The organism is Chitinophaga sp., from assembly GCF_036569185.1.
GTDB lineage: Bacteria > Bacteroidota > Bacteroidia > Chitinophagales > Chitinophagaceae > Chitinophaga.
Map to the genome: position 1 here is coordinate 1 of NZ_DATCRD010000176.1, position 15,033 is coordinate 15,033.

General features: G+C 47.0%; 15 protein-coding genes. 8 read left to right on the forward strand and 7 right to left on the reverse strand.

What is annotated here, in order from left to right; all coding sequences use genetic code 11:
* Positions 1-284 precede the first annotated feature (284 nt).
* The 3 genes from VIM72_RS13250 to VIM72_RS13260 all read right to left on the reverse strand — a co-directional run bounded on the left by VIM72_RS13250 (position 285) and on the right by VIM72_RS13260 (position 2,328).
* Positions 285-899: an RNA polymerase sigma-70 factor gene (locus VIM72_RS13250; RefSeq protein WP_332003307.1), complete on the reverse strand. Its 615-nt coding sequence runs from the start codon at positions 897-899 to the stop codon at positions 285-287.
* Positions 900-1,183: 284 nt separating this feature from the next.
* The gene (locus VIM72_RS13255; protein WP_332003308.1) at positions 1,184-1,948 is read right to left on the reverse strand and encodes a LuxR C-terminal-related transcriptional regulator; all 765 of its coding nucleotides are present in this window, start codon (positions 1,946-1,948) and stop codon (positions 1,184-1,186) included.
* 77 nt (positions 1,949-2,025) lie between these two features.
* A complete protein-coding gene (locus tag VIM72_RS13260; RefSeq protein WP_332003309.1) occupies positions 2,026-2,328 on the reverse strand; it encodes a hypothetical protein in 303 nt (100 codons plus the stop codon).
* Positions 2,329-2,421: 93 nt separating this feature from the next.
* Between VIM72_RS13260 and VIM72_RS13265 the strand changes: the two genes are divergently transcribed.
* On the forward strand, positions 2,422-3,567 hold the full coding sequence (locus tag VIM72_RS13265) for a TlpA disulfide reductase family protein (RefSeq protein WP_332003310.1): 1,146 nt from the start codon (positions 2,422-2,424) through the stop codon (positions 3,565-3,567).
* A 58-nt stretch (positions 3,568-3,625) separates the two neighbouring features.
* Positions 3,626-4,372 carry an XRE family transcriptional regulator gene (locus VIM72_RS13270; RefSeq protein WP_332003311.1) on the forward strand — a complete coding sequence of 249 codons (747 nt, stop codon included), beginning with the start codon at positions 3,626-3,628 and terminating at the stop codon, positions 4,370-4,372.
* 38 nt (positions 4,373-4,410) lie between these two features.
* Here the strand turns inward: VIM72_RS13270 and VIM72_RS13275 are convergent, their stop codons facing one another.
* From VIM72_RS13275 to VIM72_RS13285, 3 genes are all read right to left on the reverse strand, one after another.
* Positions 4,411-5,103, reverse strand: coding sequence for an ATP-binding cassette domain-containing protein (locus VIM72_RS13275; protein WP_332003312.1), 693 nt, complete (start codon positions 5,101-5,103; stop codon positions 4,411-4,413).
* Positions 5,100-5,402: a hypothetical protein gene (locus VIM72_RS13280; protein ID WP_332003313.1), complete on the reverse strand. Its 303-nt coding sequence runs from the start codon at positions 5,400-5,402 to the stop codon at positions 5,100-5,102. Before VIM72_RS13280 ends, VIM72_RS13275 begins: the two co-directional genes overlap by 4 nt.
* 97 nt (positions 5,403-5,499) lie before the next feature.
* Positions 5,500-6,003 carry a hypothetical protein gene (locus VIM72_RS13285; protein WP_332003314.1) on the reverse strand — a complete coding sequence of 168 codons (504 nt, stop codon included), beginning with the start codon at positions 6,001-6,003 and terminating at the stop codon, positions 5,500-5,502.
* Positions 6,004-6,196: 193 nt separating this feature from the next.
* On the opposite strand from VIM72_RS13285, the gene VIM72_RS13290 reads away from it, so the two are divergent.
* From VIM72_RS13290 to VIM72_RS13315, 6 genes are all read left to right on the forward strand, one after another.
* The gene (locus tag VIM72_RS13290; RefSeq protein ID WP_332003315.1) at positions 6,197-6,778 is read left to right on the forward strand and encodes a hypothetical protein; all 582 of its coding nucleotides are present in this window, start codon (positions 6,197-6,199) and stop codon (positions 6,776-6,778) included.
* 157 nt (positions 6,779-6,935) lie between these two features.
* Positions 6,936-7,436, forward strand: coding sequence for a DUF2004 domain-containing protein (locus tag VIM72_RS13295; protein ID WP_332003316.1), 501 nt, complete (start codon positions 6,936-6,938; stop codon positions 7,434-7,436).
* A 543-nt stretch (positions 7,437-7,979) separates the two neighbouring features.
* Complete coding sequence (locus tag VIM72_RS13300; RefSeq protein WP_332003317.1) at positions 7,980-11,240, forward strand: SusC/RagA family TonB-linked outer membrane protein; 3,261 nt, start codon at positions 7,980-7,982, stop codon at positions 11,238-11,240.
* A gap of 17 nt (positions 11,241-11,257) precedes the next feature.
* Positions 11,258-12,718, forward strand: a complete 1,461-nt coding sequence (locus VIM72_RS13305) for a RagB/SusD family nutrient uptake outer membrane protein (protein ID WP_332003318.1) — start codon at positions 11,258-11,260, stop codon at positions 12,716-12,718.
* 18 nt (positions 12,719-12,736) lie between these two features.
* Complete coding sequence (locus tag VIM72_RS13310; RefSeq protein WP_332003319.1) at positions 12,737-13,426, forward strand: hypothetical protein; 690 nt, start codon at positions 12,737-12,739, stop codon at positions 13,424-13,426.
* 23 nt (positions 13,427-13,449) lie between these two features.
* Positions 13,450-14,424, forward strand: a complete 975-nt coding sequence (locus tag VIM72_RS13315) for a DUF5007 domain-containing protein (RefSeq protein ID WP_332003320.1) — start codon at positions 13,450-13,452, stop codon at positions 14,422-14,424.
* Positions 14,425-14,474: 50 nt separating this feature from the next.
* On the opposite strand, the gene VIM72_RS13320 is transcribed toward VIM72_RS13315, so the two are convergent.
* Positions 14,475-14,972 carry a 2'-5' RNA ligase family protein gene (locus VIM72_RS13320; protein WP_332003321.1) on the reverse strand — a complete coding sequence of 166 codons (498 nt, stop codon included), beginning with the start codon at positions 14,970-14,972 and terminating at the stop codon, positions 14,475-14,477.
* Positions 14,973-15,033 lie beyond the last annotated feature (61 nt).

The window sequence follows — 15,033 nt, forward strand, 5'->3', positions numbered from 1 at the left end:
GGGAAAATTACTTACAAGCGGGGAAAATATTTTTTGTGGATCGCCTTCGGCGATGTTAAATTGTCTTGGAGCAGGATTACGCTGATTTTACTGATTAGTTTGATTTTATTTTTTTGATTTTAAAAAGATTTAGAGAAGATATGTTTAAAAGGATTCAGGAGACATAATCTTATTCGCTTATATCTCCCTGAATCCTTTTAAATCCAAAGTGATCAAATCCAGATAATCAGTAAAATCAGCGTAATCCTGAGTCAGACAAATTCCGCATCGCCGAAGGCGATCAGCTAATACAGCATCAGTGAAGAAATAGCCAGCAGGATGATCAGTGGCGGCAATACGCCTTTGTTTTTGCTGATAGCGCCTAATCCTTCGTTCAGGCGCCGCATGGCGCGGAAAAGCTGTGTTTCCACTGTACGGGGGGAGATATTGAGGATTTCAGCCACCTCCTTGTATTTAAAGCCGTCTTCCTTGATCAGCTGGAAAATACGGCGGCATTGGGCCGGCAGTGAGGACACGATCTGGTCCATTTTAAAACGCATCTCTTTCCATTCCAGGTCCCGCTCCAGGTCAATGCTGTTGCGCAGATCGGCGGTGTCAGAACCCGAAAGCGGAACAATACGCAAATGGGAATACTGTTCCAGGTAGTTGAGTGAATGATTTTTTACCGCTACAAAAAGATATACCTGCAGGTTAGCTACCTGCTCCAGCTCACTGCGGCGGTTCCAGAGCTTTACAAAAACATCGGATACTATTTCTTCCGCAGCTTCCCTCACATGTACATACCGGATACAGAAATGCAATAAGCGATCGTACAGATGACGGAATAAACGGGCGAAAGCCTGTTCATCATCATAACGCGCTATCTGCATCTGCCATTCACTAATCTCATCCATGTTCATGTCTATGCTAAAACGTTTTTGCTTAATGGACAAAAAAAACGAGAATTGGAGTTTCTCTTTTGTTGTTCTGGTCGTTTACGGTGAATCTTTGGTTGATATCTTTACAGGAACAATGTTATAAAAAAAGATCAATATTACCAATTATCGCTGCGCGGATTTTGTCTGACTCAGGATTTTGAAGATGATGATTTTATTATTTGAATTCAGGTAAGGATATTTTATTATATATATGGGACATAAATCCTGAGTCAGACAACATCCGCGGCAGACAACATCCGCGCGCGCTATATCCAGCCTTCCTTCATCGCCCGCACCACCAGCTCGGCGGCCGATTTAATCCCCGTTTTCCTCAGCATATTTTTCCGGTGCTTATCTACTGTAAGCTTGCTGATATTTAAATGAGTGGCGATCTCCCGGCTGGGCATCCCCGCCAGCACTAAACGAAGGATCTCCTTCTCCCTCCTGGTAAGCACTTCCCTGGCAGGCATAAACTTCTTCCTGATCTCCACGTTGAAAAAGGAAGGCTCCCCGTCCAGGCCCACGAAAGACAATACAGGAGCACCGGTGGGCTTCAGGTGCGTAATATCTGTATGTACGCAGAGGGTACGCAGCACGGCGCCGGTTTCATCGTGCTGTATGCAGGTCGACTGCTGCAGCATCCGCACATATTCGCCATTGGCCTTACGTACCCGCAGGTCGTAACGCATTTTATATTTCAATACTTTCTCCGGCGGCAACCCGGAAAAAAAATCAACCGCCGCCTGTTCAAACTCCAGGAAACGGGGCGCATCTTCCGGGTGAATACGCTGCATCATCTCGGTAATCGAGCACTCCTCCGGCGTATAGCCCAACACATCATATACGCAGGGATGTATATAATCCAGCTCCCCTCTCACCGCATTGAATATAAAATAATAACACTCCCCTACCTGGAAAAAACTAAGCACCTTCTTATGGACCTCCATCTCCAGGGCCAGGTCCGGCGGATCATTCCGCTCAGACAATATATTCCAGACCTTCCTGGTTTCTTCATAAATGCGAATCTTCATGGTGCGAGGGAATAATATAGTTAAACGGTAAACAGCCCTGCCAGCAGGCGATTTGAGGAACATCCCGGCAATACCGGTTAGCTCAACAAATTAAAAGATACGAAAACAATTGTGATACTGATGCATATCAGTGCCACGAGAAAGGTATAATCCGCTATTTGTTCCAGTCGCTCACTGCGTTTCCCATTCCCGCTTTTCAGTGATAAAAAGGATAACAGGCAGCTCGCCATCAGTAATATAGTGGCTATACCGGTACAATCATCTATGACAGTGGCATGGTTAAAACCCGCTACTTTAATGGAGGTAAGCACTATCAGGCAAAAACCCAGGAGGTTGGTGGAGGTGTTCAGAATGTGCGGCGACTTACTTTGATTTGCCATAACCCTATTTTTTGTTAATCAGCTTTTAACAAAGCTTTGGTCATACAAATGAATATATTTTGTTGATAGTTTAGCTCGCATACAGCAGATCTTATGAAAAAAATAACACTTATAGCACTGTGTTTGCCTATATTCGTGAACGCCCAACCCGCAAAATATATACTGAACGGCAAACTCACCAAACAGAACGGCCCCGTCAGAATATACCTGAACAAAGTGGTCAATGAAGCCCTGGTAGTGGATTCTGCAGAAGTACAAAACGGTGAGTTCCGTTTTGAAGGCACGATAGACGGCCCCATGCGCGCTATGCTTATCCTGGATACCAAAGGAGGCGGGATGAATTTCATGGAACTTCCCCCCGATGCGGATACCAGGATCTTCTTCCTGGAAAAAGGCAACATCAAAGTGACAATAAACGAAAAAGTCAGCAAAGCCCGTATCTCTTCTCCCATCAATGACGAAGCCGTTTACTTTAACCAGTCCATGAAATCCGTTCTCAAATCGATCCGGCAGTTGTCAAAAGAATACAACAGGGCGTCTGCCACCAAAAAAGAAGACAAGGGATTCCAGCAGCAATTGGCTCTCCGCTACCAGGTATCGAGTGAAGCGAAAAAACTGCTTCAACATAAATACATCGCCGAAAATCCCAACTCCTTCTATAGCCTTATGGCACTGGAAGAACTGGCCGGCCTGGATGTAAACCCTGATCTGGTAGAACCTATCTTCCTTAAATTATCAGAAGAAATACGCAACACCCCCGAAGGCAAAGCCTTCGCCGCAGAAATTGCCAGGGCCAGGAACCTTACTGTAGGCTCAGATGCGCCCGACTTTGAAGTGCCCGATATGAACGGGAAAATGGTAAAACTATCAGACTTTAAAGGCAAAACCATATTCCTCGACTTCTGGGCCTCCTGGTGCGAGCCCTGCAGGCGCGAGCACCGCAAGATCCGGGAAGCCTATAACCAATTCAAGGATAAAAACTTTACCATCATCAGCGTGGCGCTCGACCCGCCGGCCGACCGGAAATTTTTACTCGAAGCAATTCAGGAAGACAGTATGGTATGGACCAACCTGGCCGACCCCAAAATAGACAGGAACCAGGCCGCCAGGGTGTATGGCGTGAAAGCTATCCCACAAAACTACCTCATAGATTCCACCGGCATGATCTTTAATAAAGACCTTACAGGAGAATCACTCTACCAGCAATTAAACAGCATGCTGAACAAACAGAATGAGTAAAAAAACATACATTTGTCCTTGTTAGTTATAAATACGATTTATTACAAATATATAATACATGGACAAACAGCCCCTTTTCTGGGCCGCTAATCTGAAATTATTACGGACACGAAAGAAGATCTCCCAACAGCATTTATCCGGCCTGTTAGGACTGAACCGGAACAAGATCACTGCACAGGAAAGCGGTAAAACACGCAATCCCCGGATGGAAGACCTGGCGCTGATTTCCGGCTATTTCAAAATAGACCTGGACCTTATGGTAAAAACCGATCTGTCGCGCCTCACGGAAGAACAACTCCTGGAACTGGAAACAGGCAACAAAACAGACCTAACAGGCAGGCATATACGTATACTTCCCATTACGGTTAACAATAGTAACGAGGAAAACATGGAATTTATACCGGCGCGGGCCAGGGCAGGCTACCGCAGCGGCTTCAGCGACCCGGATTTTATTTCAGCCCTGCCAAAGTTTTCACTGCCCGACCTGCCCAGAGGCAAAACCATCCGCATGTTCCCCATCGTCGGGGATTCCATGGAACCTATTCCCCATGGCAGCCATGTAATTGCACAATACCTGCAGGACTGGTCGCATTTAAAAGATAATACCGCCTGCATCCTGGTGCTGAAAGGCGGAGAAGAGGAAATTGTTTTTAAAGTGGTATACAACCATATCAAACAAAATGGCACCTTATCGCTTCATTCGCTGAACAGCGACTATGAACCATTTACTGTATATATTGAAGAAGTACTGGAGATATGGACTTTCATTGGTTATATCAGCAAACAGTTTCCCGAACTGAATTAAGCGGAATCATTTTGCCCGGCTGCCAGAACAGCCGGGCATTATTCCAGCCCCGAAAACGCCAGGCTTCCGGGCGGAAGGTAATGAAGGGTTTCCAGCTCCTCCAACGCCTTAATATTTTTGAACACGCCATTCGTCACCAGGATAATACGATCGCTGGCAGCAATGATGTGGCGGTAATCATGATCCGTAATAATAAAGCCTTTCGTAGCCCTGTATGCCCGGATCAATAGCATGATCTTTTCTTTTACCAATGGATCCAGGCCGTTGAAAGGCTCATCCAGCAGGATGAATTTTGCGGGCGTATTCACCAGCAATAATATCTCCAGGTATCTTCTTTCCCCGCCCGACAACGAGAATATATTTTTTGAGAGATAGGGCAACACGTTTTCATCGGTCATCATCCGTTCTTCATCAACCCTGCTATCGGCATAGAGCTTAATAGCCGCCTTTACCGTTAACAGGTCTGGCAGGAAATGCTGCTGAGGCAAATAAGCCATGAGTCCTTTTACCTTGTACGGCGCATCATATTTTTTGCCATCAATGCTTACATATTTATGCGTACAGGAAAGCGTTCCAAAAATGATCTTCATAAAAGTGGACTTCCCGCAACCATTTCTTCCCAGGATCCCGATCACTTCTCCTGTTTTACATCTCACAAAACAATCGGTCAGTATTTCCCGGTCACCGAAATGCTTAAAAACGCTGTCGGCCTGCAACTCATGCTGTATCATATCATCCAAAATTTAATAAGCCGGTAAACCAGCAGCATCGCCACATTCAGCAGGTATGCACCTCCTATGAGCTGTAATTTGGAAAACCCCTTATTGTAATAAAAGTAATACCGGTTCTCATAAGCCAGCCCAAAGAAGAACACCGACAACGCAAAGCCACCGGTGAACAATGAAAGCGTAAAGGCCCTCAGGAACCCGCTCAGCTTATCATGCTCCACTAGTCCCAATAAACCTGCCAGCAGTGAAAAAGGGATATTAAAGCTGTGAATAGCCTTGTAATAATGGAGTAACATTTTCATGCCGCGGGCTTTCTCTAAATATAAGCACCTGCCCACAAAAAAAACGATGCCGTGCAACCGGCACCGTTTTTTTAACAGAACTTTCTGAAGATCCGTTTTACCTATAGCTTTCCCGGAACACCTGTAAAGCCTGTTCCATCCTTACTTTCAGCTTCTCTCCCTGGGGTCCGTCGCCGGGCTTGGCAATATGGAAAAGCGCCAGCATATTACTTTCCTTGAGCTCACGGCTGCCTTTTTCACTCTCTTCTATCTTCACTACCGCGCCTTCAAATTCCAGCCCGATGTAATAGTCGTAAAACACGCCTTTAATGGCGCTCACCGGCGCGCTGAGGCGGTAAAGACTATAACTGGTTTCCACGGGATAACGGAAGGTGACCGACAGTATCCCGTCTTCACTTACATGAAAAGAAGATTCAATTTTAGCGCCGGCTTCCGTGAGATAAGATAACTCCGGCGGATATACGGAAGCAGCATCATTAAGCAGTTTGGTAAATACAGCGGCAGCTTTGGCCCTGCTTCCCGGGTTAGGGCCCTGCTGCCCAAAACTGTGGATACTGAAAATAGTCAGCAGGATGCTGATTAAAAAGTAGCGTTGTTTCATAGGTATAATTTCGGTATGGGTAATCGGTTCTACACTGTAAATATAATATTTTTAAGATATATATTTATCTGCCGGGGGAAATCTCCGTTTCCTATCGGGTTTGCCGCTTTTGATGATTTATTAATTTATTTTAGCCGGACGATACTGATTAAATCATTTGATATATCCGGAGATAAAAGCTTTGTCTTTATTTATGCAGAAGCACTACATTACAATGATCACTATATTGCTTATGGCCATGCCTGCGATCACAGTATCGGCCCAGGCCCCCAAAGCCAAAGTAATCAGGGCATCCCTGATACCTAAAGATGGCTTTCCCTTCAGTAAGGAGTGGGCCTATCCGTGGTATATCACCCGGGACGACAAAGGTAATTTTGAGCATGCTATGGGAGAACCTGTGACGGCGGCGGATACGGCTCATCTTTATTTTACGGCGGGCTGCGAAACCAATATACAGGGAGTTTACACCATACGTTATTGCTATGCCTCCATGGAGCGTGATACCCTGAAGCTTTTATTTGAAGACGGTATGCCTGCCTACGCCAGTTCCTTTGAAGTGAAAGTGTATAAGGATAATTTTGAAGTGATCCCGCACCTGGTCTATCCATCGCCGGGAAAAGTGAAGCCGGGAAAAGTAATAGAACAATCGATGACCCTTAGCGTCAATAATTATGGAGCCGGTGGCTACATTTCCTACATCTTCCTTATAGAAGGCAGCGACCAGTCCTATTATCTCCGGGGATTTTTCAATACGCCTCTTAAAGGGCAGCGCTGAATACCAACAATCCTCCCTCAAGGCCGCCATTGGTACTGCACGCTTTCTGCTTCTCAACTACATCTGTACAATACGGTTTTTCGAAGCCTCAACACATTCCGATCGAACCGAAGACTTTTTAAATTATTTGTACCTTCCGAAGCAAACCTAAATCAGAATGGCGATATATACATTACCCTACTTTGGTGAATTCGATACTGATAATATTGAAGAATACTACGATGTATCAATACCGGTAAATGGACATGAAGTCAGCGTTGATTTAAATTTTATGACTAACAAAACAGATCCTGATGCATTAAGGTTGGTGGAAAGTTTCATCAACAATTTATCTGAATATGAAAAAAAGAGTAGAAAATATATAGCAGATGATTATGCTGATGAAAACAGTGAGGCCGTCCGGGAATATGTTGATCACCATATAGAAGAATTTGCTCCTGAAGAACTGTCGGCAGTTATTGACTATAATAACAAAACCATAAAGCCGGAGTTGCAATTAATAACCGCTTTGAAATTGGTAAGGGTGGGCCTGTACCCATATGATAAAGAGGAATTTGCAATTTTTGATTATTCATTTAATAAAGATCTTACGCAATATTTAGTGGTAGTATGCACAGACCATAAGGGCAACCTGGAACGGATAGCCATGGAAAGCTAATTGAGCATCGTATTCGTGACCATCCGTAATCGTTTCCGGTATCGTTTGCCCATGCATTTTGAGGAAAACAAAATGAAAGAGCAAAGCCCCACTTTTTTATGCCCTAAACCCATGCCTGGCCGGACAACGCCTAATTAAAAAATCATATATTTATACGCCGGGGAAAATCCCCTCTTCGCCGGCCCACAGGGAGATACAGCCCCCCCGGAAACCCGCTCTTTTTAAGATTGTTTACAATCTTTTAAATTTCATTAACAAGTTATTTTTCCCTTTCATGCTAATTTCATTCATGCTTAGAGACCTGTGATTTATTTAGAAAATCGATTTAGCAATAGAGATATTTTATCAGACCAAAATTCAGTTAAAAACAACGGTGAGCATACAGACAAAAAACGGTGCTACCGGTAGTGGCAATATTTTATCAAACCAAAATTAGTCAACGTTTAGAATTATTGATTCAAGGGAAAATACGTCAACCAATATCATAATAACAACTGGATAATCAGCATACCAGTATCATTCATCAGTTTCAAATCAATTTACATGACTGTTAATTTTACACAAAACAGCCGTAACAGCGCTGTGATGTTATTAACGCTCTGCCTCACCTTCCTATGCCTGGGAGGTACCGCACAGGTAAAATCTGCCTCCACACAGATCACCGTTTCCGGTAAGGTAAAAGATGGCTCAGACGGGAACCCGTTGCCAGGCGTATCTGTGAGTATTTCAGACAGCAAATCAGGCGCCATCACCAACCCGGACGGCAGCTACACGCTTAAAATGAATGCCGGCGCCACGCTCACCTTCAGCATGCTGGGCTACCTTCCGCAATCCGTACCAGTAAAGGAAGCCAACGCGCAGCTGAACATTACACTGGCGGTCGACAAAAAAGTACTGAGAGACGTAGTGGTGATCGGTTACCAGGAAACATCCCGCAAAACAGTAACGGCGGCGGTTACCTCGGTTAACCCGAAAGCCTTACAGGACGTACCCGCACCCACACTGGACGCATTGCTGCAGGGACGCGCCCCCGGCCTCGATGTACAGAACTACTCCGGCGAGCCTGGCGTAAGAAGCAACGTGGTCATGCGTGGTAACACCGCGGTAAGCCGTAGCATCAACAGCAACTTTACCAGCGACGCCGGGAAAGCCAGCCTGGCCCGCGCATTGAGCGGACCGCTCTACGTGATCGACGGTGTGCCGCAAACCACGGAAGATATTGCCGCCATCAATTACGCCTCCGGTACCAATACTGATGTACTGGCCGGCATTTCCATTAACGATATCCAAAGCATCGATATCCTGAAAGATGCCTCTGCTGCCGCGATCTACGGATCAAGAGGCGCCGGCGGGGTGATCATCATCAAAACAAAAAGAGGGATCTCCGGGAAACCCAAAATTGACTTTGCCACCTATCATGGATTCACCGAAATGCCGCAGCTGGACAAAGTGCTGATAGGCGCGGAAGAACGCCGCGCAAAAATGGAACTGATCAATCATTATGGCAACTGGGGAACCCTGAGAAATATCCCACAGGTACTAACGGATAGTCTGAACCCTGCTTTTAACAATGCCAACGATTACCAGGGCGGTATGTACCAGACAGGCCGGGTCGACAACTACGACCTCTCCATTTCCGGGGGTAATAACCTGATCAATTACCGCTACGGCTTTAACTATTACAATGAACAGGGCATCATCCGGAAATCAGGACTGAAACGCTACAGCTTCAGCAGCAGCACCGGGTTGAACCTCTCTCCCAACCTGCAGATCAATACGCAGATCCGCTATTCAAAAATAGACCGTCCAAGATCTATCAACGATCTCTCCGGCGGATATGGCCCTTTTAACGGCGGGTACTACGCCTCCAGTGCATTACCCAGTTCCCTGTTTTATATGACGGATGCCAACAGGGATTTCATCTTTGGCAACACCACCAGCGGCACGGATCAGAACAGCAACGATAACCTGTCTATCAGCCCTATCATCGACTGGAAGATCTCCAGTAAATTCAACTTCACCACGGTGATCTCCTTTACACAAACCAACAGCCGCATGGACTCCTACACGCCCGGCGCTGTAAGGAGAGACGGAACCGGTAAGGCTGTCAGCTTTGTTGATAAATCCAACAACTACTTAATGAGCAATACCCTTCAGTATACCACCGCACTGAATGGCGGCCACTCGCTGAATTTACTCGCAGGACAAAACACAGAATACTGGGAATACCGCGCTACCCAATCCAGCGCTATCGGTATTCCGAACGACCAGATCCGCACGGTTACCGTACTCAATAAAAACCTGGCCGATACCCGTTCCGATCTTTTGCAGAGCGGTATCCAATCGCTGTTCTTAAGAGCGAACTATGGCTATAAGGAACGTTACCTGTTGTCTGCCGTAATCACTGCTGATGCCTCTTCCCGCTTTGGTAAAAATAACCGCTGGGGTTACTTTCCCTCTGTTTCCGGCGGCTGGGTGATTAGCGACGAACCTGCCCTGAAATCAGCCAGCAGCTGGCTTACCCTCCTGAAGCTGCGCGCCAGCTATGGGGTAGCCGGACGGCAACCGGATGGAGGCGATAACTACCTCTCCTATAATACTTATAAAATAGGCGCCGGTGGATTTCCAGGCAGTACCAATCCCGCTACCAATAGTAATTATGCATTTGCTTACAATGGGATTCCCGCTGTATCGCTCGATTTCGACAAAGGGCTCACCAACAATAGCCTGAGCTGGGAAAAGAGCACCCAAAGCAACCTCGGTCTGGATGTTACTTTATACAACGGCCGTTTCAATATCGTGGCGGATGCTTACATTAAAAATACCAACGGCGGTATCTTTAACCTGAATGTACCGGTTACCACCGGCTACTCCATTCTCACGGCCAACGCTATCGGTATACGCAACACCGGCGTGGAACTGCAGCTCATTGCCAACATCCTGAAACCATCTTCCAAATTCCAATGGCAGGCTTTACTGAACCTGGCCCATAACGATAACCTTATTACCTCCCTGCCAAACGGAGGCCGTGATATTTACCTGGATAAATACCTGCTCCGCCAGGGACAACCACTGAACTCCTACAACGTGTTCAATAAAACAGGTATCTACTTCACAGATGCTGATGTACCCATTAACAAGGCCACCGGCTTACCACTCGTTTTCTATGGCTATCCGTTCAAAGGAGGCGACCCGATCTGGCAGGACTCCAACGGCGACGGAGTGCTGGATAACACCGACTATGTACCGGCAGGTAACCCTAACCCCAAAGTAACCGGCGGTTTTGGTAACACCTTCAGCTACAAGAATTTCACGCTGTATGTATTCTGTACTTTCACCGCAGGCCGGAAAGTGTTCAACGACTACCTCGCCGGAAAGCTCTCCCAGCTGGTGCCTACAGACGATGGCGATCCTGATCCGTATCACTCCCTTTCTACCCATTCCATGCCCGACCTGAGCGGCATCAATTACTGGAGGAACCCGGGTGATAATGCACAGTACCCCAGCTTAAGCTCCGTAGATGGTACCCGCTACAAATACGCCATGGTGAGCTCTGCATGGATCGAAAGCGGCGCTTACTTCCGCGTGAAAAATGTGTCGCTCTCCTACTCTTTCAACCAAAGCGTACTGGATAAGATCCACTTCAGACGTTTAAGGATCTATGCACTGGCCGACAACCTGTTCATCCTCAAACAATCTAAAAACATTCCTGATCCTGAACAGGTAGATGCCTTTGGCGTATACAGCGGCAGTGGTTATCCTATTCCCAGGAAATTCACACTGGGACTGGATCTTAGCCTTTAACCATCAAAACGAAAATCATGAAGAAACAACGCTTATATATCGCTTATGCAGCTGCTGTGATTTCCGCAGCTACCCTGGTATCGTCCTGCTCCAAAATACTGGACCTGGAACCGCATAACTCTACTTTTACCAATGCTTATTTCTCTACTGAAACAGACGCCAAAACTTCGCTGGCAGGAGCTTACGCCATTCTTCGCAATATCCTGATCCGCGATAACTCCTGGCATAAATACGGCGATATCGTTTCCGGGGAACTGAGCATAGATGGTGGCCGCGACAATGGCAACTTTAATATTTCCAACGGGGAATTTGTAGGGTTGAACGTGGGCGGCAGCAACTGGAACTGGCAACAGTACTACCAGCTGCTGCAACAGGTGAACCTGATCATCAATAAAGTGCCGGGTATCGACGACAGCAAATTCACCAACATCAATAACAAACGTCACGTGATCGGCGAAGCCTATTTCCTCCGCGCGTTCACTTACTTTTATATGAGCAGGATCTGGGGAGATGTGCCGTTGAAACTGGAGCCGGACCTGGATGTATCTTCTGCAAAGAATATCCCGAGAAGCCCGGCCGACAGCGTATGGAAACAATGCCTGGCGGACCTGGAGATTGCCAAACAAAATCTTGATTTTGGTTATGAAGATGAATCTGAGCGTGCGGTGAGAGCCAACAAAGGCGCTGCATTTGCACTTCAGGCGCATATCCTGGCCTGGAAAGGCGATTACGCCGGCTGTGAAGCAGCCGCCAATGAAGTGATCACCAAAGGTGGCTATGACCTCATTGATTCGGTGAACTACATGAAAGTGTTCATCGGCAAGACACAGGAAGGCATCTTTGAAATCAATATCAACGACGGGCAATCAGAGGGGCTTTCCCTGGCCACCAATGGCGGCGCAGGCGTAACCCTGATGATGCCGTTTATTGATGGGAAAAGCTATATAGAATGGCCGGTAAACGAGAATTATCTTTCTATTTATAAGAACCGGGATAAAGACATCCGGTTTAAAGATTTCTTCTACGGATTGGGCGGCAACCAGGGACAGATCATCAAATTTTCCAACATTGCCTACGCCGACGGATCTACGAAAAAAGATCCCCGCATGACCAATAACCTTACCATTTTCAGATTGGCAGATATACTGCTGCTGAGAGCCGAAGCACTGGGCAAACTGGGTAAAGACGGCGACGCACTGCCGCTCCTGAACAAGGTGCGCCAACGGGCAGGGCTGGACGACTACACCGGCGCAGGGGAAGAACTGGCCACTACCATCCTGGAAGAACGCCTGCGGGAGCTGTTCTATGAAGGCCACGCCTACTACGACCTGGTGCGCAATAAAAAACTAAGCTCGTACAATGAACATTTCCCCGAGGATCAGTTCCTAAATGGCGGCTGGTTATGGCCGATTGATCCGACCATGTTCAAAGACGATTTCACCCTTACTCAAACTCCTTACTGGAGAGGTAAACTCTAACCCGTTAAAATCAGCTGTATGAAACACAAAATATATATCTCTTTCATCGCTTTGGTGGCCGTGGTTTTATTTTCCTGTAAAAAGGAATATACCATCGGCGGCAGTGTGCATGATCCGCATGTGAACATGACGACTTACGATTACCTGAAAACAAACCCGCTTTTTGATACCGTGCTGCTGCTGATCGATAAAACCGGTTTAAAGGAAGAAGTAAATGCTACCGGCACTTTCTTTGCCATCACGGACTACGACCTGTACAATTACATTGTACAGCGCCAGGAACTGGAACGTACACAGAGAGAGGACCCTAACTATATCTTTACTTTTGATTCGCTGGATTTTGGCGTAATGAGAGATTCCCTGCGGGCTTATCTTTTTAAAGACATCATCACGTTAGACAAGGCTACCAAAACCGGGAAGCTGTATAAGGCGAACGACGGGGAACTGCGCCTGGTGCAGGGCATTCCAAGTACAGACTATACAGACGGCAGCGTATTTACCCAATACCCGGTATACCTGTACCTGACCAAACTGATAGCTAAACCCGGTCACCCGGTGCCTACCACCGACGCGGAACTGGCCAACGCCATACCTGAACAATACCTGCAGGCCCGATGTCAGACAACCGGCATCCTTACCACCAACGGGGTATTGCATGTGCTGAACAACAATCACACATTCACTTATTTCGGGAATACGTTTAACTGAGTTTTCACCTTTACGCAATGATCATGAAAAAAAATATAAAAATATTCGGCGCCGTGGTGATGGCTGTTACAGCAGCTATGTACGGTTGCTCCAAAGTGGAAAACGGTTTTCTCAGCAACCAGATACGCTATGTCGATAACCCGATCAAAATAAAACGGGGGCAGATACAATCCACCAATCCCGTTAGCAACGACGGTTCCAGCGCACCGGTAGTATACAAGCTGCTCGATATCCGCGATGCGGAAAAGCATACACATGCCGACGCCGTATACGCCAATTATGAACGCTATGAATGGATCGGGAAATTTGACCCGGAAAAAGACACCACAGTGGAGTTGCTGAATAAGAAAAGACAAAAAGTAAACAACCCCTGCTTTGAATTCAATGAGCATACCGGCGCCTTTACTTTCTACGGCACCTCTATCAAAGTGCCGCTGGGTACCTACGAATTTGATATCCAGGCTTCCAACGAAAACGGCACCAAAGTATATAAGAACATTGCCACCTTCACCCTGCTGGACGAGCCTCCCTACCACGTAGGCGATGGCGGCGCCGCCTGGTTCAAAGACGGTACCACTACCAGTGGCGACCTCGGCGTACCCACCGTTACCATCCGGAAAATTTCCGATGAAGGCACCAATATCATCCTGAAGATCGCCGACCAGAACGGCCGCTACTTTAACCCGGCCCAAAACGAGATCATCAGGCGGGGCGACCGCAGCGATTTCCAGACCTATGCACAGTTCCACCCGCTGGAAAAAACAGATACCAGCATGGTGTGCAATTTTGAAACCACCCCGTTCCCCTTACTGCAAAGCGCTTACGGATACCTGATCTACTATCGGATCCCCAGCCAGTTTGTAACAATAGATCCGGGATATACGCCTACCAGCGAGAAGATCTATAACGTGAACCCACGGTTCCAGTTCCAGATCTTCCAGGAAGGCACTTACGAAGTGGTGGTGAAAATAAAACATGTGAACAGGATTATCAGGTAACAACCAGCTGCATGAATTAAAAAGCCTTCCCACAGTACGGGAAGGCTTTTTTATGTAAGGAAATGATACGTCCCTTCCAGCTTCCATGGCCCCTTCAGGTATCGCCACAACTGTACCCCCGTAGCTGTTACTTCAAAAGGCAGGAAGACTGCTTTCAACGCTTCATGCGCCTGTTGCGCCTTAAAAGCCGTTACCTGGTTCATGATGGTAATATGCGGACGTAAAGGCTGCCGGTCGCGCGGAATAAGCCACTGCCCCCATTGCGCCTGCAATGATGCATGCAGCGCCTGCAGTTCCCCCGATATAAGCGTATAGGCGATACCGTTGGCATACCTTTGCACTTCATTCACCTGCAATACAAAAGAGGGCTGCGCCGCCATCGCATCCAGGGAAGCGATGATGCCTGGCTCATCTGCCGGCAGGCGGTAAAACAAACTAAGATGCGCAGCTACCTCGTTGGCATGGGCAGGATAATACTGCTGCCGCATGCGGTTGAAGAACTCCGTAGCGGCGGGATCAAGTTGCAACGTAAGGATGTAAGAGGCCATAGCTTTGCGAAGATAGCGGTAAAAAAACAAAGCAGGCGGAAGATCTCCGGCCTGCTTTGCT